Annotated in this window: 19 protein-coding genes; 10 read left to right on the plus strand and 9 right to left on the minus strand. The window is 48.6% G+C overall.

Annotated features, from left to right (window positions below; all coding sequences use genetic code 11):
- Positions 1–28 precede the first annotated feature (28 nt).
- Positions 29–598, plus strand: coding sequence for a manganese catalase family protein (locus MKY75_RS07855; protein ID WP_029516597.1), 570 nt, complete (start codon positions 29–31; stop codon positions 596–598).
- A 249-nt stretch (positions 599–847) separates the two neighbouring features.
- Here MKY75_RS07855 and MKY75_RS07860 read toward each other — a convergent pair whose 3' ends face one another.
- Positions 848–1,918, minus strand: a complete 1,071-nt coding sequence (locus MKY75_RS07860; RefSeq protein ID WP_340884914.1) for a glycosyltransferase family 2 protein — start codon at positions 1,916–1,918, stop codon at positions 848–850.
- A gap of 431 nt (positions 1,919–2,349) precedes the next feature.
- On the opposite strand from MKY75_RS07860, the gene MKY75_RS07865 reads away from it, so the two are divergent.
- The 3 genes from MKY75_RS07865 to MKY75_RS07875 all read left to right on the plus strand — a co-directional run bounded on the left by MKY75_RS07865 (position 2,350) and on the right by MKY75_RS07875 (position 6,640).
- The gene (locus MKY75_RS07865) at positions 2,350–5,166 is read left to right on the plus strand and encodes a bifunctional glycosyltransferase/class I SAM-dependent methyltransferase (RefSeq protein WP_340884916.1); all 2,817 of its coding nucleotides are present in this window, start codon (positions 2,350–2,352) and stop codon (positions 5,164–5,166) included.
- 25 nt (positions 5,167–5,191) lie between these two features.
- Positions 5,192–5,854 (plus strand): class I SAM-dependent methyltransferase, encoded by a 663-nt coding sequence (locus MKY75_RS07870; RefSeq protein ID WP_069011210.1) that lies wholly within the window; start codon positions 5,192–5,194, stop codon positions 5,852–5,854.
- A gap of 84 nt (positions 5,855–5,938) precedes the next feature.
- On the plus strand, positions 5,939–6,640 hold the full coding sequence (locus tag MKY75_RS07875; protein WP_340884918.1) for an HAD family hydrolase: 702 nt from the start codon (positions 5,939–5,941) through the stop codon (positions 6,638–6,640).
- A 103-nt stretch (positions 6,641–6,743) separates the two neighbouring features.
- Here the strand turns inward: MKY75_RS07875 and MKY75_RS07880 are convergent, their stop codons facing one another.
- The 6 genes from MKY75_RS07880 to MKY75_RS07905 are packed head-to-tail and all read right to left on the minus strand — an operon-like array spanning position 6,744 to position 13,517.
- Positions 6,744–7,946: a YheC/YheD family endospore coat-associated protein gene (locus tag MKY75_RS07880; RefSeq protein ID WP_340884921.1), complete on the minus strand. Its 1,203-nt coding sequence runs from the start codon at positions 7,944–7,946 to the stop codon at positions 6,744–6,746.
- On the minus strand, positions 7,928–8,443 hold the full coding sequence (locus MKY75_RS07885) for a GNAT family N-acetyltransferase (protein WP_039269878.1): 516 nt from the start codon (positions 8,441–8,443) through the stop codon (positions 7,928–7,930). Before MKY75_RS07885 ends, MKY75_RS07880 begins: the two co-directional genes overlap by 19 nt.
- Before the next feature lie 16 nt (positions 8,444–8,459).
- The gene (locus MKY75_RS07890) at positions 8,460–9,569 is read right to left on the minus strand and encodes a YheC/YheD family endospore coat-associated protein (protein ID WP_340884923.1); all 1,110 of its coding nucleotides are present in this window, start codon (positions 9,567–9,569) and stop codon (positions 8,460–8,462) included.
- A complete protein-coding gene (locus MKY75_RS07895; RefSeq protein WP_029516605.1) occupies positions 9,566–10,936 on the minus strand; it encodes a YheC/YheD family endospore coat-associated protein in 1,371 nt (456 codons plus the stop codon). The genes MKY75_RS07890 and MKY75_RS07895 overlap by 4 nt, the downstream gene beginning before the upstream one ends.
- Before the next feature lie 12 nt (positions 10,937–10,948).
- Entirely contained in the window at positions 10,949–12,103 is a 1,155-nt protein-coding gene (locus tag MKY75_RS07900) for a YheC/YheD family endospore coat-associated protein (protein WP_029516606.1), read from the minus strand.
- Positions 12,104–12,146: 43 nt separating this feature from the next.
- Positions 12,147–13,517, minus strand: a complete 1,371-nt coding sequence (locus MKY75_RS07905; protein ID WP_029516607.1) for a YheC/YheD family endospore coat-associated protein — start codon at positions 13,515–13,517, stop codon at positions 12,147–12,149.
- A 162-nt stretch (positions 13,518–13,679) separates the two neighbouring features.
- On the opposite strand from MKY75_RS07905, the gene MKY75_RS07910 reads away from it, so the two are divergent.
- The 3 genes from MKY75_RS07910 (at position 13,680) to MKY75_RS07920 (ending at position 15,915) form a co-directional block, all read left to right on the plus strand.
- A complete protein-coding gene (locus tag MKY75_RS07910; protein ID WP_013309578.1) occupies positions 13,680–14,024 on the plus strand; it encodes a YlbF family regulator in 345 nt (114 codons plus the stop codon).
- 72 nt (positions 14,025–14,096) lie between these two features.
- Positions 14,097–14,381: a hypothetical protein gene (locus MKY75_RS07915; protein WP_013309579.1), complete on the plus strand. Its 285-nt coding sequence runs from the start codon at positions 14,097–14,099 to the stop codon at positions 14,379–14,381.
- 199 nt (positions 14,382–14,580) lie between these two features.
- A complete protein-coding gene (locus MKY75_RS07920; RefSeq protein WP_029516609.1) occupies positions 14,581–15,915 on the plus strand; it encodes a DRTGG domain-containing protein in 1,335 nt (444 codons plus the stop codon).
- Positions 15,916–15,957: 42 nt separating this feature from the next.
- Here MKY75_RS07920 and MKY75_RS07925 read toward each other — a convergent pair whose 3' ends face one another.
- Positions 15,958–16,455, minus strand: a complete 498-nt coding sequence (locus MKY75_RS07925; protein WP_039269883.1) for a hypothetical protein — start codon at positions 16,453–16,455, stop codon at positions 15,958–15,960.
- A gap of 12 nt (positions 16,456–16,467) precedes the next feature.
- Positions 16,468–16,797 (minus strand): YtrH family sporulation protein, encoded by a 330-nt coding sequence (locus tag MKY75_RS07930; protein ID WP_013309582.1) that lies wholly within the window; start codon positions 16,795–16,797, stop codon positions 16,468–16,470.
- A gap of 137 nt (positions 16,798–16,934) precedes the next feature.
- Between MKY75_RS07930 and MKY75_RS07935 the strand changes: the two genes are divergently transcribed.
- The 3 genes from MKY75_RS07935 (at position 16,935) to MKY75_RS07945 (ending at position 21,618) form a co-directional block, all read left to right on the plus strand.
- Complete coding sequence (locus MKY75_RS07935) at positions 16,935–20,612, plus strand: DNA polymerase III subunit alpha (protein ID WP_340884925.1); 3,678 nt, start codon at positions 16,935–16,937, stop codon at positions 20,610–20,612.
- A gap of 166 nt (positions 20,613–20,778) precedes the next feature.
- Complete coding sequence (locus tag MKY75_RS07940) at positions 20,779–21,276, plus strand: phosphatidylglycerophosphatase A family protein (RefSeq protein WP_023987905.1); 498 nt, start codon at positions 20,779–20,781, stop codon at positions 21,274–21,276.
- Positions 21,277–21,429: 153 nt separating this feature from the next.
- Positions 21,430–21,618, plus strand: coding sequence for a hypothetical protein (locus tag MKY75_RS07945; RefSeq protein WP_013309585.1), 189 nt, complete (start codon positions 21,430–21,432; stop codon positions 21,616–21,618).
- Positions 21,619–21,666 lie beyond the last annotated feature (48 nt).

The following is a 21,666-nucleotide window of genomic DNA, read 5'->3' on the forward strand; positions in this document are numbered from 1 at the left end:
ACAACCTTTTATAAAGGAGGGGACATGAATGTGGGTATATGAGAAGAAACTGCAATATCCCGTACGTGTCAGCAAATGTGATCCTCATATGGCCAAACTGCTTATGGAGCAGTATGGTGGAGCGGATGGCGAGCTGGCAGCGGCATTGCGCTATCTGAATCAGCGATATACGATTCCCGATAAGGTGATTGGTGTACTGAACGACATAGGCACGGAGGAATTTGCGCATCTCGAGATGATTGCGACTATGATTTATAAGCTGACCAAGGATGCGAGCGTAGAGCAAATGAAGGCTGCCGGTCTGGGTGAATATTATGCGGCACACGACCATGCGCTATATTATCAAAACGCTGCCGGAGTTCCTTTTACAGCGGCTTATATTCAAGCCAAAGGCGATCCTATTGCCGATCTATATGAGGACATAGCGGCAGAGGAAAAGGCACGAGCTACATATCAGTGGCTGATTGATCTGACAGACGATGTGGATTTGCAAGATAGTCTGAAGTTTCTACGTGAACGTGAAATAATCCATTCGCTCCGTTTCCGTGAGTCAGTGGAAATTTTGAAGGGGGAAAGAGACCGGAAGAAAGTGTTCTGATAAAATGATATACGAGGCCTCTTGGTGAGCTTAAGCTTGCAGGAGACTTTTTTTCTTTTGAGGTAATCTAAGCTAATGAAATGGTCCTTCCCGAGGAGCAGCAATGGGCATTTATATATAAGAGGGGGTAAAAATAAAAGCCCCGAAAAATTGCAGGCTGTCCGCCGGGTATCGTGCCGAGCACATATCGGCATGATGACTAAGGTCGGCTACATTGAACGACCTTTCCCCGGCGCGTCTTTCTCATCCCTATTGCTTCAGTTGTGCGAAATACTTCTCGTTATATAAAACACTTGGATGAGTAGGGTGGTGCAACTGAGCTATGCGATGATGCGATTTTGCCTTTTCGATGTCACCGATTCGGTCGTAACACAGGCATAATTGCAAGTGTGGAAACCAGGTATAGTACGACGAATTGGTTAGGGCCATCACATCTTGTGGAGGCTCTATCAACGTTGCCTGGTGAAACCAGTAAATGGCTTGAGTATACTGTTCGTCTTCAATCAACAAATTGCCAAAGACACAGCAGAACTGGGCGCGTGGTACATCAAGGTTAAGTGTGCGAAGCAGAGCCATACGCTGCTCCTGTTTTTGACCTTGGTGGGCGTAGCAATCCGCTAGCTTAAAGCAAGCAGCAATCCGATCCTCAATCCATCCTTGATCGAGTCCCAGATAGTGCTCGTACTGCTGGATGGCTTCTAGTATGCGTCCGTTATCATATAGTTCATTCGCGAAGTAGTAGTGATCTCGCTCAGAAAATGCAGTGCCTTGCTCCCGATGCTTGAGATATATATGCAAATTACGATCAGTGTAGGCACGTGTCTTTTTATGAGTCACCGCTATATTACTGTGAAAGGTGCTGCCAGTCACATGCAGGAATTCGTGCACAAAGCCGATCCATCTGAATCTTCGATCACGCCGCACAATTCGGTTTCTTTTGAGCTTATACAACGGCTGTCCTTGTTCATCTACAGACAGCACATAATCCATCGTAATGCTGTCATAGGAGAGGGTGGCTTGTTTCTTCCAGTTGAGAAATGATATTCGGTCTTTTTCTTCCAGTATGTCATCAGCGTCCAGCCAAAATTGATATTCTTGCGTTGCCTGATTAAACGCATAATTGCGGGCTGCAGAGAAATCATCGCACCATTCAAAATGGTATACCCGAGCATTGAACGATGCAGCGACCTCTTGGGTACTGTCAGTGGAACCAGTATCTACGATAATGATTTCATCTACCAGGTCATGGACTGATTTCAGACAGGTATGAAGGGCTTCTTCTTCATTTTTGACAATCATACATAAGCTGACAGTTACCATGCTCTTTGTCCCTCCCAAAAAACTTGGTATAATCTCCATTTTATTAGGATAGCTTGCTCATTATGTAGTAATTCCTATGGATCGTTTAGAGGATGTGCGATGATCATAAATTCAATCTTGCTCTAATAAATTAGAAAATCAAAGTCTGATATGAGGGGGAGGAGATTGTGCGAAATTCGATATTATCAAGCGACCGGGAAATAAATTTGATGGCTAAATGTAGTTAGAAAACGGGTAGAAAACTGAAAAAGAGTAGTTGTTTGGATGGTAAGATTGTATTTTTGTATGGATGTCGTTTTCATTGATATTTCCAGGTGCAAGTCCATTCATACTACGCTCACTCCCATATCGCTCGGTTGCAATTATGGTATGCCTTAGGATATGGAGGGGGGAACGGTTATGAGGCTTCTGCCTGATGGAGGCGTTGAATCATGCGTATACTAATCGGTAGCCCGGTGCACCAGAAACCGGAAATATTGTCTTTATTTCTTCAAGCTTTAGAGCGACTGGAGGCACCTGATGTGCTGCCCGATTATTTATTTGTCGATGATAATGACAATCCGACTTCAAGCCAATGGCTTGCCGATTTTTCCAATCGGCTGCCGGGCAGGGTTTTGCCCTTGTTAACAGGTCCACAGCAAGTGGAGAACCGAAGTGATGAGCACACTCATTATTGGCCGCCAGCCCTCGTCTGGAAAGTGGCCGACTTCAAAAATCGTCTTATCGATTATGCACTTCAGCATAATTATGACGCGCTGTTTTTAGTCGACTCAGACCTGATTCTCCATTCCCGTACCTTATGTAAGCTGGTGGAGGCGGAGAAGGATATTGTATCTGAGATTTTCTGGACACGCTGGCAGCCGGAGGGGCCTCTATTGCCTCAGGTGTGGGTTAGTGATGAATATAATTTGTTCCATCGTGAAGAAGGCGAAGTGTTGTCGGCAGAGGAGCGAGCGCAACGCGAGTTGCATTTCATACACCAAATGCATGTTCCTGGTTTGTACGAAGTGGGGGGTCTAGGTGCTTGCACCCTAATCCGCAGACGTGCACTGGAAGCAGGGATTCACTTTGGTAAAATCAAAAACGTTTCCTATTGGGGAGAAGATCGACATTTCTGTATTCGGGCAGCTGCATTTGGATTTCCACTTTTTGTGGATACACACTATCCGGCGATGCATCTGTACCGGGAAGCGGACAGAATGAAGGCAGAGCAGCTACTATTCACCCTAAATTATTTTACAACGAGCGCTGTTCATACGGACCAATCAGAACATTTAGCATATCTAAATCACTCCGATACTTCTACTAACTCTCCTGCCTTCAATCCTTCTGCATCATCAAGTCCATCTAAGTTCCCTGAACCTCCTGTTATACCGTATGACCTCCGTGAGTCAGCTGTCTTTGCCAAGTACACGGCAGATTCTTTTGTTATACCACAAACGTTCCCTGGTCCACGACAAAGTGAACTTCATACGCCGCCTGTCTCCAAACCCAAATTGACGCTGACCATGACGGTATACAATGAGGCAGATCGCAAGCTCATTGACGTGCTGCGGAGTCATCGAGAATATATTGATGAAGCGGTCATTATTGATGATGGCAGTCAGGATGATAGCGGAGAGTTGTGCCGTGAGATCCTAAAGGGAATCCCATTACGTTTAATACGCAATGAAACAGCTTCTTTTACCAATGAATTGGAACTACGTAAGCAACAGTGGAGAGAGACGTTGGCTTCTTTTCCGGAATGGATATTAAATATGGATGCTGACGAAATGTTCGAATCCCGTTTTGCTCAAGGGGTACATTCTTTGTTAGCGGGAACGAAAGCGGATACGATTTGTTTCAGGTTGTTTGATATGTGGAATTCCACGCATTACCGCGATGATGATTATTGGCAGGCTCATCAATATTACCGTCCTTTTTTAATTCGATATAAGGAAGGGTTCTCTTATAAATGGAAGGAGCAGTCCTTGCACTGTGGGAGATTTCCAGAAAATGTGCTTGACCTTCCCAGTGAAATCAGCAACTACCGCATCCAGCATTGGGGATGGTGTACACCTGCTATTCGCATGGCCAAATTTCAGCGATATCAGTTGCTTGATCCAAGTGTTCGTTATGGCTGGAAAGAGCAATATGAATCTATTTTGGACCCGAACCCCCGACTCACGCTTTGGGTAGATCAGGACAACATAAATGGAGAAAAAGAAACTACACCAGAGTATGAAGCTACCCATGATGTGAACGCCATGGATGTTGCCGAGATTTCAAGTGTCCAGGTTATGAATAATTCCGGTCTACAAATTAAAAGTGAAACAAAGAACGTATTTTATAGTAAATGCAAACTGTGTGGTTCGTCTGACACGGGAGTATTTCATAACTATGAACGCTTTACCTTGATGGGGTGCGGCTCCTGTGGCTTGGTTTTTCGTAATGATGTGGATCATATACAGCCGGAGGATATGATTGCAGAGATTTATAATGCCGATTGGGTTGCTATGCGGGATAGTGCAGCAGCGTCAACTTATGGGGATCATGCCCTTTTTGGACTCATGCTACTGGATATGTTCAGCTCCGGTAAAGGAAAATTGCTTGAGATTGGATCAGGTACCGGAGAATTTATCCATGCTGCCCTTCAAGCCGGCTGGGATGCAGTGGGTATTGAACCTTCCATAGACTCGCGTGCTTACGCCAAACACAAATATGACGTGGATTTATTGCCGGGTTACTGGAACGGTGAAACCGAAGAAGATACTCAAACCGATGAAGCATGTGATATGCAGGAATTGAATGAAGCACAAGAAATACAAGAAGTAGAAGAAGATACTGAATTACCACTGGATCACAAATACGAGGCCGTAGCATGCTGGCATGTGCTGGAGCATATTGCGGACCCTGTTGCATTTTTGACAGATTTACGCGAACAGCTTCAACCTGACGGGACGTTATATATTACAGTGCCCAACAAAAACTCGTTCACCAATGAGGCTTATGGTGTTTATTCACCTTTATTTACCGAGGAAGATCATTTATATCATTATTCTGAGCATACGCTGGCGCTCTTACTGGAAAAGTCTGGATTGCGCTCGGTGGCTATGTTTACCCGCCAGCTTCCCTCTGGTTTGGATGCCTTGCTGCAAGCCCATCCTTTGTACGGTGATCTTGCCTTTACGGAGCAAATGGGATTGTTGGCCAAACTTCAAGGCGAGAAACGGGGTCATGAACTGTGCTGTGTTGCAAGAGTAATTTAAATCTCTCCAAAAGGAGGCAGCATCCATGAACATGTCTGACCCGTATCTGTCTCGCTTTTTTGTATATTCTGACCCCAACTCCTCCAGCATGATTTACAGACTCCCCCAAAGCTGGTGGAGTCGCCCCTATGAGTATGAGTGGTGTCTTCAATTTATGTCCGGTCAAGATTCGGTGCTGGATGCAGCGTGTGGAATTCCACATCCATTCAAATTTGAGTTGGCCCGCCGTTGCGCTCAGGTCTATGCTTGCGATCTGGATATACGGATCGTTTCCGTGGATGCCATTTTGGCCGAGGTGCGGCGGGATATCGGAGAGGAGGCTGCCGAGCGCATTCAGGAGATTTTACCGGTTCGGCTCCACTCCGCACATGCCAATCTGACAGCTCTGCCTTATGAGGATGCCAGTTTTGACAAAATTGTATGTATTTCAGTGCTGGAACATTTAACACCTGAGGAGTCTTTGGCAGCCTTACATGAATTTCACCGGACCATACGCGATGACGGAATGCTTCTGCTGACGTTTGATTACCCTACAGTGGATCTATCAGCGATGGAGCAATGGATAGAGCAGGCGGGATTTTCGTATTGGAATGGTGTGGATCTCAACCTTCCAAGGGGTGCCTTACACACGGATATGTGGGGTGGTTTGCATTGTTTCAGGACTGTTTTAAAAAAATATAAGAGTTAGCGGTATGCGCAATGAGGTTTACACGGACCTCTCTTATTGCTTATCATGAGAGGGGTTAGAGTTGTAAACCTACATAGGAAAGGAATGACTGATAACTACATGAACAATGCACCTGTGTTGAAGAAACCTGAGGCTATGGTATTTGATATGGACGGTACACTTTTTCAGACGGAGACGCTATTGCTTCCTGCGTACCACAAGCTGTTTGATACGCTGCGCGCCGAAGGGCTTTATGAAGGAGAGACTCCTCCCGAGGAGCTTATTTTGAATAGTTTGGGCATGCTGCTGGATGAAATCTGGAGAAGAGTGATGCCGGAAGCCAGCGAAGCGGCCCATAGAAGAGCGGACGAGCTGCTGCTTCAGCTGGAACTGGAGGGATTGAAGAGCGGAAGTCATGCCCTGTATCCACATGTAAAAGAAACACTCCAGGCCCTTCATGAGCAAGGTGTCCGATTGTTCGTAGCTAGTAACGGTCTGGAGGACTATGTAAAGGGGATCGCTGCTGCGTATGAAATGGTTCCCATTTTTGAAGGACTGTACAGCGCTGGGGAGTACAGCACGCTTTCCAAAGTGAATTTGCTGGAAATTCTATTGAGCAAGCACGATATTTCGAACGTATGGATGGTAGGAGATCGTTCCTCAGATGTGGAAGCAGGCAAAAAGAACGGACAGACGGTGATCGGTTGCGCTTATGCGGGATTTGGTGTGGACGATGAGTTGAAGGGGTCCGATGCGATTATTACAGACTTTACGCAACTGCTTACACTTTATAAAAACGCTGAGTAACTGTGAAACACAGGTTATTGGTTATAAATAGGCTCGACGCACCATATAATTAAACATGCTGGTACTGTCGGGCAGATGAAAAAAAGAAAGGAAGGCAGCCACTTTACGCGGAGCCTTCCTTTGTCTTATTCTCTGTCTTATTTTCTGTCTTATTTTCTGCTTTATCTTCTGTTTTATCTTCTGCTTTGTGGTCAGCCTGAGGCTTTGGATTAATTTGTGTGTGGTAGACCCACAAGGCATATTCCATGGGCTTGGCGATGGAGCGACGATAGGTTTCTTTTTCACCAATACGCGAAAAGACCTCACGGGCTGGCTTCGGGTTGACTTCCAGCACAAATATATGACCGTGCTTATTAATTGCCAAATCGAGTGCAAGCTCACACAATGCCCCGTAGCTTTCTTCCAGATACGCAGCGATGTCCAGTCCGAGTTTTTCCCCTTGCTTGATGATTTTCTCTCTATGGCTTTCATCACGAATCCATTGCGTTAGCAATTGGCTCATCGGTACTGCCTTGCCTCCACCATGCAGGTTGGAAGTGACACTCCGATGCGCCCCGATGCGCCCCGCGCATCCGGTTAGCTCCCATACTCCTTGGCCATTTTTCTGTACCAGCATACGGTAATCATGGACTCTGCCATTCGGCAACTGCACAGGAATGCCTTCCTGAACAATGTAGTTATCCATGTTCCAGCTGCTCAGACGCGGCTCCAGACGGTCTAGACGTACCCGCTGCTGGGGAATGATATGGCGTTTGCGATTGCGGCCCTCAATCAGATACAGGCCTCCTTGCTTGTTAACAGGTTCAATACGTAAAATACCTCGGCCTCCCGTACCGTTAATCGGTTTGAGGTACACTAGTGAATTCTGTTTGAGCATCCGTTTGACACTATGAAATCCACTGAACAGCTCTGTTGCAGGCAAATGGGGGCGAAAGGCAGACCTTCTCGCAAGCTGCTGATGAATGACCCATTTGTTACTCAGCGGTCGGTTTAAATATACAAGGTCTGTGTATTGCAATCGGAACTGCTTCAACTGACGATATCGCTCACTGCGCTGTACCCGGCAACGGTCGAAAATCATGTCTGGGAACTCTCGCCACTTTCGGCTCCATTTTCCGCTGTGTGGATCATAGATTTGGGCAAGGAGCAGCCTGCGATCCTTATGGACATCCGCAGGAGTGAATACATACATATCCAGTCCCAGCCGTTTCCCTTCTGCAATCATGCGCTCATATATGTCGCGTTCCTCTAATTGCTTCTTGTTGTTCAAATACAAAGTCATGATGCCTAGGACAGGTTTTGGCACAGCATTCCACCTTCCTCTGCCGTCTGCTTATCTTGGGATAACTCTCCGTGAAATATCAGCGTGGGTTTCCCGGTTGGTCCAGTCGTCATTTCATGCGCAACAAGCCCAGCGCGGAAACAGGTTTTGAGACTGGACATATTGTCGGCGGCTACGCTGCACGTTAGACGGCGCAGCTGTTGGAGCTGGGCGGACAGCAGTCTAGCGCCCAGTCTGCGGCCCCGGTAAAGCGGACGAACAATTACGATGCAAGCATCCTCCCCGTAATTCAGAGCGAGGGAAAATCCGGCAATCCGCAGCCCCTTCTCCGTGCGCACAAATGCACACAGGAGGGAGGAGCCAGGGGTGTTCAATTGCTCGGGCGTTAAAACGGCCAACTGCCGCAGAGCATTACGAGTAATGCGCATGCCCCCTGAGCTGCGGGCCAAAAACAGCAACTGTCGTCGTCTCAGCAGCCAGCTCCGGGCAGGCAAATGTTGAACATCGCTAATTTGCGGCATGATTCCACTTCCTTGATCATGATTTCATTCGTCCGGCCAAAAAGGAGCTGTACTGGAATATGCGTCTAAGCGACTTTTGGCGGATTTCCGGCTCGTCAAATTTCATTGGTTTGGCATTGGCCTCAAAAAACCAGAGGGTTCCGAGCGTATCCACGCCCAGATCCATGGACATTTCGCCATGAGAAAGACCGGATGCGCGTTCAATTTGACGTGCAATCTGTATGGCCGTACTTTTAACTTTGTTCAGTAGATCCGTGCTGTCCTCAGGCCCAAACAGTGAGGACAGTAGCTTGAAAGGGTCCTCTACACTCCCGCCACGCGGGACATGTGTGGTAATGCTCCCCTTACCGGCCAGTCTGGCACCGACTCCGGTGATACTCCAGGAGCCACGGATATTTTTTTGTACCAGGATACGCAGGTCGAAGGGTTTTTTCTGATGGGTTGCCAGATCGATACCCTGTTGAATGATATAAGGTGAGTTGCCTGCTTCCCGTCGGATACGTCCCCACAGCCGGGATAGCGATACAGATCTGTAGGTTACACTTTTTTTGTCATGCTGAATGGTCAGTCTGTAAGCCATTAGATGGTCTGGGAGGAATTTAAGAATCATAATTCCCTTTCCGGCCTTACCGTTTTCCGGCTTGAGATACAGGTATGGATACGTAGACAGCATTTTTCCTAAGGAAGACAGGTTGCTTAACCGTTTGGTTGCCGGAACAAGCTGACGAGTCGTTTCTGAGGTGCGCAACCACTTGAACAGTTCCCATTTGTTAAAAAAGCCTGGATTGTACAGCTCAATGCCTGAGGCATGTGAAATTTCATCCAACTTTGTGCGCACAGAGGTTTTAAGTTCATAATTACGGTTGGGGATGCGATTATAAATGACCTGTGGAGGTGGAAAATTCTGTTCCTCCCACGTCTGTAAGCTCTTGTTGAAGACATAGCCCTTAATCGTCTCATCTGCCAGTTTCAGGTCCCTGACGGTAACAATGTACACCTGATATCCCATCCGTGTTCCCGTTTCAAGAATATCCCTGAAATTGCGCTGATTTCCCTTGAAAAATTGCCCTTCGTCGTGCACTGTCAATACAGCAACGACTGGCTTATGCTCCGCCCGGGTATTCATAGTTCCTCTTTTCTGCGGAATTTACTGAGGTAAAGACAGTGGTCCAAAATATGCTCCACGGATGCTTTACCCTCCGCACGCAACGATGGATGCTGAAAAATGGATCGGCCTGGCTTGGAGTTGGCTTCAAACATCCATACCTTTTCATCCTGATCAATGCCCAGATCAAAGCCGATTTCACCCAATAGATGCTGGTGATGGTGTTCAATGGCTTCAGCGAGCGTAACTGCTACGTTCTTGGCACGTTGAAGCACTTCGCCCGCCCGGTCTCCGAATACCCGGTTCAACGCCTGTTCAGGTGTCATAAGGGAGCCGCCATTTTTGATATGGGTTGTGACACTGCCACGTCCGGCTTTTTTGGCTCCAATGCCGACGACGACCCACTGATTATTTCCATTTTTATGCATGTGAAACCGGAAATCAATCGGGCAATTGTCAATCTCGATCAGCTGGATACCCTGTTGAATGACATAACCCTTTAACATCTGTCCCTGATTGGAGTGAAGCATCCTGAGCATGGAATTAAAAGAGGCGAATTTTAGCAATACATTGCTACTTTTCTTACGGTACCTCACATAATATCCTTGCTTGGGAACATGGGACAGACGATAGATTCCTTTACCGAGACTGCCTCCACTTGGCTTGTAATAAGCAAATTGATGTCGCTCCAGCATACCTCGGATACGTTCAGAGCTGGGATTCATATATGATTCAGGGACATAGCGGTTAACATCTGGGTTATTCTCCAGCAGATTATAGATATCGGACTTATTGAAAAAGCTCCAGTTAAAAAAGGGAATTCGTTTGCGGGAAAAGCGTTCGCGTAGTTGATTGATCGCCGGGGAAAAATCAGAGCGACGGCTCGGCAAACGGTTATAGATCACGTCCGGCAAAGGTACAAGTTTACGTGTGAATTCCCCGCTGGATGACAGAAAATAGCCGTTAATCGTATCATTTTGCCAGTTGATATCCCGAGGGGTGAAGGCAAAAATATAAGATTTTTTGCTGCCTTCCCTCAGCAGTTGCTTAATAAAGCCTGTGCGCGATCCGAAAGGGCGAGTGGTGGAGGTGGTACCGTCAGACAGCACGCCAATCAACGGCCCTAGCTGTATATCACCATCCAGATTCCGCAAATAGATGGCCCCGCTTTTGGGAACACGGATTGCATTACGTAAGCCGGAGGTCAAGTATAGATGGCGTCCCGCCTTCTGAATTGGTTTTACTGTAGCGGGAATCTGATCCTTACCGAGCCGCAGACGAACGGACTTGGCTCCGGATAATTTAAGGCTTTTCAACAAGGCAGTGGATATATACGCCACCTTGTCGGGCTGCTGTGAGAAATGCACATTGCAATGCGTTAAACTCATCTGTTTATCCTCCTATACCGTATGTTCAAGGGAGGCGCCCGCGCCCTTTGGCCCTGTCGCTTTGGAATGGGTCATTAAATATCGAGCATATTCGAGCGGGCGGTTGACCGACTGGAAAGCGCACTCCGGCTGACGGGTCTGAAAAAAGGCGGCCCGACCAGGTCGGGAATTAACCTCCAATAGCCAGATGTTCCCGCTCTGGTCAATACCGTAATCAATTCCCAACTCGCCAAGGCGGCCATAACGTTCCTCAAGCGCCCTGGTAATGGTCGAGGACAGCGCCCTCATCTGCCCGATGATGAGACGCGTGGTGTCCGCGCCAAATTGTTCACGAAGGTATGGCTCAGCCGGATGGGCTTCGCCCCCACCGTGCAGATTAGAAGTCAGAGTTCCTTTTCTGCCTTCTCTTACAGCAAAGCCCGTCAGGCGCCAATGGCCGTTACCATCCTTTTGCATGAGTGCGCGAACATCAAAGGGATGATTGCTTTGGCTTGTTAATTTCAAATAAGGCTGCACGATATAAGCGCGTTTGTGTGCAATTCCGTGGATCCATGACAATCCTGCATCCAATTCGGGAAACAAACGCCGGAACGGACGGTTACGGGAGTCTCTACCCTGTACAAGTAGTCCCTGGCCTCCTTCTGCCAGCCGGAGATACAGTGTGCTCTTGCCATGTGTTCCGGTCTGTGGCTTCATAAACAGCTCCGAATGGCGTCCTAGCCATTCCACAAGCTGGGCCGTGTCCCGGTAAGGCGCCGTAGGCGGCACAAAAGGACGTACTTTATCTACCGCATGTAAAGCGCGATACACCTGCCATTTGCCAGGTAAGTTACGCGACCAGTAGATGAGCTTGCGCGAATTTTGCTCCGCCATGTCTTCCAGTGTGCGCCTGACATTCTGGCTCTCGTGGACATGGAGACAGCGGTTATACACAATATCCGGCAACGGAAAGCGGCCGGATGTCCATACTCCGTTACGATAAACATAACCTCGTATGGAGTGATCTTCAGGTGAAACTCCTTCGACGGTAAACGCCATTACGCTAAGATCAGAGCGCCTGCCCAACAGACTTAGCCTGCGGCAAAAATCGGCTTCGGTAATAGGGGGAGTGGCGGCCTGATTCCGGCTAACAAGCACGCCCAGCGTGCCTGGCACAACAAGAGACACCGACAACAGCTCCTTTGGCAGCCAGACTCTGGAAGAGATGAATTCATTTGAAGCCGGCTGAATAACAGCAGTATTCAATCATTTTTTTAACGGACGGGCGAGTTTTCTGATCATTTAACGGCGTGTTGTCATTCTTCGATGGCTTCGAATTGACCTCCAGCAACCAGATGCGCCCCGTGCTGTCTATTGCCAGATCAATACCAAATTCCGCGAAATGGGCGGGAATTGCTTTTTCTACTCCGCTTGCGATATCCAGTGCTGCTGTTTTGAGAGAGGTATGCCCATTCGATTTAACGGTTGCGGGCAGCGTGGTCTTGGCAAGTGCTTCCTTGACAGTACTCAGCGTGCCGCCTCTTGCCAGATTGGACACAAAGTGGCTTCCTCCGGCGATCCGAGCGACAATGGATGTTACGGTCCAGGTTCCGGACGAATTTTTCTGTACAAGCGCACGAAAGTCGACCGGACGCTTACCGTGATCAATCAAGGTAAGTCCCTGTTGGAGTTGAAAGCGTGTTGTTTTCATTTTTCCCGCCAAGCTTTTGTACAGCTTATCGACGTTGGCATATGTTTGCTTGCGGGGTGTGCCCGCTGTTGTGGATAGCACCGAAAAGGTGCCATCGGTTTGCTTGTTAATGCGCATTATGCCTTTACCCAGGCTTCCGCGCACTGGCTTGAGAAAAACAGCGGGATACTGGTTGCACATTTTTTTGAAAACAACAAAAGTTTGCAGCAAGTGGGACTCGGGTAAATACTTGCGCAGTGAAGAATTTGATTTAAGCGCATCAAATACTTCATTCTTATCCAAAAACTTTTCGTTAAAAATGGTCGTGCCGTACTGCGATTTTACTTCTTTCATGAAATGCTGTACGCTAGTTCTGTTCTCGAGTTTACGGGAGGTAAGACGATTATTGACGACATCGCCGGCGGGCATGACCGTCTTTTTCCAGCCTCCGTCATACACCCATCCCTGAACTCGCCCGGGCTGACTTCCGATATGCTCCGGGGTGAAGAAATACACATATGCTCCTTGTCTGCGGCATTCCCCGACTAGTTCACGGCAGAACAGGGTGATCGACCCGAAAGGCTTGTCGGGCTGTTCGGGATAGTCCCGACTGACCAGCACGCTAATAAGTGGGCCCACTCGAAGTGTCCGGCGACCTCGGCTGTAGGTTACTCGCAGATCACAATTGGCATGAAGCCCCATTTTTCGGGCTAGCACGCTTCCCACACGTAGGCCGCTATAGCGGGGCACCGATATGACGGTAACCTCTTGGCGGAACGAACCGAAGGCGAGCTGAACGGGGTGGCCAGCGGATATTTTCCATTTGCGAAGCAAGGACTCGCCGACCATGAGTACGTCATCCTGCAAGATGCCCGATCCGATGATTTGAATCGTTGTTTTTTTGATGGACATCGTGGATCTCCTTCCGGGCAGCAACTTGATGTCTTGAAAGTAACGGGAAACGTGAATGGGCTGTAATAGCACTGATTCATCATATGAGGACATATATCCCTTGGTGATTGACGGACAATGTGAAATGTTGACACTAAACTTGTATTGGAGGAATAAACAATCATGAACATCTATGACAAAGCCCATGATTTAGCAAAAGCATTGAAGGAAAGCAAAGAGGTAGAGGAAATTACGTCAGCGATGAAGCTGATCGAAACAGATCCAGAAGCCAAGAAAATGCTCGACGATTTCCGTGAACGCCAAATGGAAGTACAACAACGCATGATGAGCGGTGATATGCCAGCACAGGAAGAGATGGAAAAGATGGAGAAGCTGTTCGAGGTACTTAGCTTGAACCTCAACATCCGTCGCCTGTTCGACGCTGAACGTCGCCTGAGCGTGATTATTGAGGACGTTAACAAAATTATTGCAGACAGCCTTCAAGATTTGTACGGTTCATCTCTGTAAGTTTGTCTCATATTCCTTTCTGTCCTCTCATAGACTAGATACATAGAGTCACAGGGAGAGGAAGGGATACGATTGGGTTCTTTTAAAAAATGGAAACATGGTTTGTATACACTGATTGCGCTGGCTATGGTCTTGGTCGCGTTACCACGCATCTCGCTTGCAGGCGGTTTGAACTGGGTCAACGGCTTTGGGATAGTATGGGTACTTTTTGCGCTGCTAGTCATCGGAGCGAACATGCATTTTTTGCTGGGTGTGGATGAGGAAAAGCGCAAAACGCTGGAGCGTGTGCGGCGGGCCAAAATGCAGCAGTGGCAGATGAAATGGGATAAAAAAGCTGACAAAGGCAGCATGCAGTGAGTTTTTTTAGCTTGTCTTGGGCTTGTCTCTCAGATTACAAATCAATCATAGTAAGAAGCGGTCCTTGTAAAAGAGGGGATCGCTTTTTTTGCTATTTCCAAAGCAGAGAACTCAAAATGAACAAAGGTCTTAAATAAAGGGATTTTGTGCTATAATAGATACAGAATGATACAGATTGGACGTTGGGGGTGTAACAGAGTTGGACGGGCTAGATGAAACAGTTACGAAGCACGAGCAGCTATTGCGACATATCGAGCAGTTGAAAATAGGCTCCAAAATTTCTGTGCGCAGGTTGGCTAAAGAAATGAGCGTCAGCGAAGGAACGGCCTATCGGGCCGTGAAGGAAGCTGAAAACCTGGGAATTGTCATTACCAAGGAACGGATTGGAACAGTACGAGTGGAGAAGCGCCCGCGCGGCTTGTCCGAACAGCTGACCTTTGCAGATGTCGTGAATATTGTAGAAGGACATGTGCTGGGCGGAAGTGAGGGACTGGAGAAGCCTTTGCACAAGTATGTGATCGGAGCGATGCGCGAGGAAGCCATGGCCCGTTATATTGATGCAGGCAGTCTGCTGATCGTAGGTAACCGTGAGGATGCGCATTCACTTGCATTGGAGCAGGGGGCAGGTGTGCTGATCACAGGGGGCTTCGGTACGAGCCGAGAGGTTAAGCAGCTCGCAGACAAGATCAGTCTGCCGATTATTTCCTCACGCCATGATACTTTTACAGTGGCATCTATGATTAATAGAGCCATATTTGACCGCTTGATCAAAAAGAAAATTATGCTGATTGAAGATATTGCGGCAGGCAAACCGAAAACGTTGACCTTGAAAATCAACAGCACGCTTACCGAGTTTGAAGAACTTTCGGTGACGACCGGACATCATCATTTTGCAATCGTGGATGAATGGAATCGTTTAATTGGTATCGTCAGCCGCAAAGATGTGGAGGGGCTTCAACCTGAGCATACGATGGATAAATGTCTGATCCGCAATCCGATAACGGTCACCTACCAGACCTCGCTGGCTTCAGCCGCGCAAATGATGGCGTGGGAAGGTGTGGATTATTTGCCGGTCGTGGACCGCAACCGCAAGCTGCTCGGGTCCGTTACACGGCGTGAGGTGCTGGAGGCGCTGCGTAACGCCCAAAAGCAGCCGCAACTTGGCGAGACGTTCGACCAGCTGATCTGGAACGGGTTTGCTGAGGAGCGTAATGAGGACGGATCGTTATTTTTTCGCGGGTTTATCATTCCGCAAATGGCGACCAATTTAGGTACGATCTCGGAAGGCGTACTGGTCAACGTGATGACACAAGCGGGCTACCGGGCAGCTAGAGACATGAGCGGCAAGGATTATGTGCTGGACAATTTGACGACATATTTTATTAGACCCGTACAGATAGAAGATGCTGTCGTTCTTCGTCCGATGCTGCTCGAGATGAGTCGCCGCACCTGCAAGCTAGAAATTGCAATTTCACGGGAAAATCATTTGGTATGCAAAGCAGTGATGACGCTTCATTCCATTGAACATGGTTAGTCTACAATGGATCGGAGTAAGGTGTGAAGTCGAATAGATCGACTAGTGGCTTTCAGGCAATCTTTCTTTTGCTTCCAGCCAAATTTGCAGCACGCCTTCCATTACAAGCATCGTTTTGACCTGGATCGTATACTCCTTGTCACGAACGGTGTATTTTTTTTGGTGCAGCAACATACGTACCAGCTTGCTGTCAGAGTCAATCTCGAACATATCTCTGCCACGCAGCACCTCCAGATCACGACTGACACGGCGAAGAAGTTCCTTCAGGTTGATAGAATCAATTTTTTCGGCCGAAGCTTCCTCCGCGATCAGCTTGATTTCTTTGACAACGGTTTGGCGCTTGCTGTATTTGCGCAATGTTTTGTTGTCCTCCTCGGCTTGCTGGAGCTGGAATTGGAGATCCTGGTTGTTCGTCCATAGCTGATTGAAGCTGGCATGCCAGATGACGTTGTAGATCATGCCTCCCGTAATCATACCGAGTACAAAGACGGAGGACAATTGCATAAAAGGACGCAGGCGCTCAAAAGGGGGAACTCTCATAGTCGTTTCACCTCACGGTCGTCCGTTGCCGCATACCCACTTGACCAGCTCTGCACCCATATGAGCGCCTAAAAAGGCGAAAATCAAATACAATATCTGCTTAATGGCAGGTGACAAATTACCATCCAACATATTGCTTTCAATGACCCGGATCGGGTCCATCGTTCCCCCCACAGCGGCAGCAAGCGCCCATATTTTAATTCTTCCGGCAACCTCTAGCATCGTCTGGGTGGGCGGCTGAAGCGATACCACAGCTCCCATTCCGCCGAGCATGGCTCCACCGAGCACGATGCCGAAAGCAATGAAGAAGTCGAGAATCGCTTTGGATATAAAAGTGCTCATGCTCTTTTCCTCCTTAGGTATACGAATCAAGACCGCGCTTGTCCGCCGAGGTCTGTACTTTTATTCTATGGGCGCTACTAACGCGGATATGATAAAATAGTTTGAAGAAAATCAAGCGGTGAAAGGAAGAGAAGCGCATGAGTTCATTTGTGCATTTGCATGTTCATAGCGAGTACAGCCTGCTGGACGGCGCGGCTCGTACCGCGGAGTTGGTCAAACAGGCATCAGCTTACGGAATGAAGGCGCTGGCCCTTACAGATCACGGAGTCATGTACGGTGCCATTCCTTTTTATAGAGCGTGTGTAGAGAACGGCATTAAGCCGATTATTGGGTGTGAGGCCTATATGACGGCAGGATCGCGCAAGGAGCGTGGCAGCCGCAAGGATCAGCCCATATATCATTTGATTTTGCTCGCCAAAAATAAAACAGGCTATCAAAATCTGATGAAGCTGTGCTCCATCGGCCATTTGGAGGGCTTTCACTATAAGCCGCGCATCGACATGGAGGCTTTGGCTGCTCATCACGAAGGCATCATATGCCTGAGCGCTTGTTTGGGCGGTGAAGTGCCGCAGCATTTACTGCATGGTCGGGAAGCCGAGGCACGACGAGCAGCGGAACGATATCGTAACATTTTTGGCGATGATTTTTATCTGGAACTCCAGGATCATGGTCTTTCGGAGCAAAAACGTGTAAATCCTCTCTTGATCGCACTGGCGAAGGAACTGGATATTCCACTGGTCGCGACGAATGACGTGCATTACTTGACTGAGCCAGATGCGGACGTGCAGGATGTTCTGATCTGTATCGGGACAGGAAAGACAGTTGACGATGAGGAGCGTTTGCGTATACCAACACGTCAGTTGTATCTGAAAAGTCAGGAGGATATGGCTCGTTTATTCCCGCATGTGGCAGAAGCCATCGCCAACACGGTGCGTATTTCTGAAAAATGCGAACTGGAGCTGGAATTCGGTCAATCCATTTTACCTGAATATCGCCCGCTGCCGGAAGGAATGACCTCTTCGTCCTATTTACGCAATCTGTGCGTGCAAGGGCTGGAGCGTCGCTATGGAAGCGATTCCGGATGGAAGCAGCCGGAGGAACGGGAAAGGCTGAACCAACGGCTAAACTATGAGTTGAATACCATTGACAGTATGGGTTTCAGCGATTATTTCCTGATTGTATGGGATTTTATTGCCTTTGCACATAAGCATAAGATTGCAACGGGACCGGGGCGTGGTTCCTCAGCAGGCAGTTTGGTTGCCTATGTGCTTAACATCACGAATGTCGATCCGATGAAATACAACCTTCTCTTTGAACGGTTTCTGAATCCCGAACGAATTAGTATGCCGGATATAGATATCGATTTTAGTGATGAGCGGCGTGACGAGGTTATTGACTATGTAGTACAGAAGTATGGAAATGAGCATGTAGCGCAAATTATTACCTTTGGAACGCTGGCGGCAAGAGCCGCTGTCCGTGACGTCGGCCGTGTATTGAACGTGCCGTATGGCGAGGTGGACAAGGCAGCCAAGCTGATTCCGGCGCAGCTAGGTATTAATATCCGTCATGCGCTAGAAATTACCCCGGAGCTGAAAACGCTATATGAAACGAAGCACAAGACACGTGAACTGTTGGATATGGCGATCAAGGTTGAAGGAATGCCTCGTCATGCTTCGACACATGCAGCGGGTGTTGTCATTTCGCGGACTCCATTGACCGATGCGGTTCCGCTGCAAGAGGGGAGCGAAGGAGTACCTTTGACGCAGTACTCGATGGAAAATCTAGAGCGCATTGGTTTGCTTAAAATGGATTTCCTTGGGCTGCGTACGCTCTCCATTATTGAACGGTGCATACACTGGATTGCGGAAGAGCATGGAGACACGCCTGATTTTAGCCGTATTCCCGATAACGATCCCCATACCTATGACTTGCTGGGCAAAGGAGATACAGGAGGTGTATTCCAGCTGGAGTCGGCCGGTGTACGCCGGGTACTCAAGGATTTGAAGCCGAGTGTATTTGAGGATATCATTTCTGTCCTGGCTTTGTATCGTCCGGGTCCAATGGGTTTTATTCCTAACTTTATACAGGCCAAGCATGGTCAGATCGAGATTTCTTATCCGCATCCTGACTTGGAACCGATCTTAAAGGATACGTACGGTATTATTGTGTATCAGGAGCAAATCATGCAGATTGCTTCGCGCATGGCGGGCTTTTCCCTGGGAGAAGCCGATCTGTTGCGCCGGGCTGTGTCCAAGAAAAAGCGCGAAGTGCTGGATCTGGAGCGCGGACATTTTGTTGAAGGCAGTATCAAGCAGGGATACACGGAGGAGGAGGCCGGCAGGGTTTACGATATGATTGTTCGTTTTGCTGACTACGGCTTCCCGCGTGCTCATGCAGCTGCTTATGGTGTGCTAGCATTTCAGACGGCTTATCTAAAGGCACATTATCCAGTACAATTCATGGCTTCAATGCTGACGGCGGTGATGGGAAGTCATCGGAAAGTGGCTGAATATGTCGTCGAATGCCGTCGTATGGATATCGCAGTGTTGCCGCCTGATGTAAATGAAAGCAGGGTGCTGTTTACTCCATTACAGCAAGGAAGCATCCGTTTCGGCCTGGCTGCAATTAAAAATGTTGGCACACAGGCGATGGAGAGCATTCTCGCTGTTCGCAAGGAACGGCCTTTCGACAGCCTGCTCGATTTTTGTCGACGTGTCGATTTGCGAGTATGTAATAAGAGAGTAATTGAATCGCTTATTCAGGCAGGGGCCTTTGACTCATTGACGGGTCATCGGGCACAGTTGCTTGCCATGCTGGATGAAACGGTGGATGCAGCCGTCAAGTGGCGCAAGGAACGGGATGACTTGCAAATTGATATGTTTGGTTTTGTGGAAATGCCCAATTGGGATATCGAATACCCCAATGTACCCAAATTCAGTGCCAGCCAGCAGTTAGAGCTGGAACGTGAACTGCTGGGACTGTATTTATCCGGGCATCCGTTGGATGATTTTGAGTCGCTTTTGGAAAACAGCGAGGCGGATCGTCTGATGGAGCTGGGCGATGTGCCAGATGAAACGGTTGTTGTGACCGCAGGCATGGTAGTGTCACTCAAAACGATTACGACCAAGCAGGGTAAGGCTATGGCCTTCATTGAGCTGGAGGATCAGATTGAGCGCTGTGAGGTTGTGTTGTTTCCTGAGGTGTGGAAGCGGAGCCAGCAGTGGATTGAAAAGGGGGCTTTGCTTACGCTTCGAGCCAAGATGCAGCAGCAGGACGAGCACTTCAAGCTCCTTGCGGATGAGACCGCCCCGCTGGCGGAAGACTCGCTGGCACGGCTCCTCCAGCGCCGACGTGCCAGTACGCGCTCGTCCGCCGCAGCTGGAGCATCCTTACCAGCTGCTGGTTCTGCCGCTGGCGGCCCAGGCGGGAGCGCGTCGCGTGTGTCGTCCCCGCCTTCGGCAGCCACTGCATCTGCTTCGCCTCAATCGAAGGCGGATCGCCCCGTGGCGGCGGCTTCACCGCGCGGAGTCGAAGCGGCTCGCGGTGAGCAGGTGCCGGTCCCGCGCAGCGCGGAGCCGACCACTCGTCAGCGGGTGTTTGTCAAGATCACCCGCCAGGCTGAGGAGGACGCCAGCTTGTTGGTCAGTCTCAAGGCGCTGCTACAGGAGCATCCCGGTGCTATGCCTACCGTACTTTTTTATGAGAGCAACCAGCGTCTGCTGGCGTTGAGCGATGCTTACAGTATTAAGCCCTCTCCTCAGCTTTTTGATCAAATGGAGTCGATGTTGGGTGAAGGCACGGTGAAAGTCAAATAATAGGTACACAGTAACCCGCCCTTATTGTAACGGTTTAATGAACATTTTCCTTCCCTCCCGCATACACTTGGAAAACTGGCGGAACAGGGGTTCAACACGCACCCTGCACCATAAGGTCCCGCACGGTGAAAGAATAGAACTGCACGGTGAAAGCGGGAGGGAAATTATGTCCTATGAATATGCAGAAACTTTGCTAAATCGCAGAGGCATTCGTATCGAGTCCATTGCGGACATTGTTTTTCAGCTTCAGCTAAAATATTATCCTCATTTGACGATGGAAGAATGTATAGACAGTGTCAAAGCGGTTTTGCAAAAGCGCGAGGTTCAATATACGTTGCTCACAGGCATTGCGCTCGATGAATTGGCTGAAAAAAAACTTCTCCCTCAGCCGCTGCAAGCCATTATGGAGGCAGACGAACCGCTGTACGGAGTGGACGAGACACTAGCTCTTGGAATTACGAGTGTGTACGGCATGATTGGCTTAACCAGTTTTGGTTATCTGGATAAGGAAAAGACGGGGATTATCGAACAGCTGAACCAAAAAGGCAGTGGCATTCATGTGTTTTTAGACGATCTTGTCGCCGGACTGGCTGCCGCTGCTTCTTCGCGAATTGCACATCGGAGTCTCCATGCCAAGCATTATCCTGCATCATTGGACGCTTAGTTGACCTGTGTAAACAGAGTTGATGATTTTCTAGGCCCTCCGACGGAACTTAAATGATCAGGAGGGCTTTTGTTGCGGGAAAAAAGTAAGGTATGTTATCATGAGTCTATTATATGGGCTCAAAACTTGAGGCTTAGGGGGTAGAAACAAGGCATGTGGACGGTGATTTATATTGCACCGACGGCCAGACTGGCTGACATGATTAAGCTCAAACTGTCTGAAGAAGGTTTTATGGTGCAGGCCCGGGCCATCAGCGCATCCAAGCAACAGTTTGAGATACTTGTGCCTTCGGGTGAAGTCGAAGAAATTCAGGAAGTGCTTAATTCGATTTTGCGCCCTTGAGTCCGGAACGGCGGAAGTGATACAGCAGCATGAGTGGAACAAAGGATG

It is taken from the genome of Paenibacillus sp. FSL L8-0663, assembly GCF_038008125.1.
In the GTDB taxonomy this organism is placed as follows: Bacteria; Bacillota; Bacilli; order Paenibacillales; family Paenibacillaceae; genus Paenibacillus; species Paenibacillus polymyxa_D.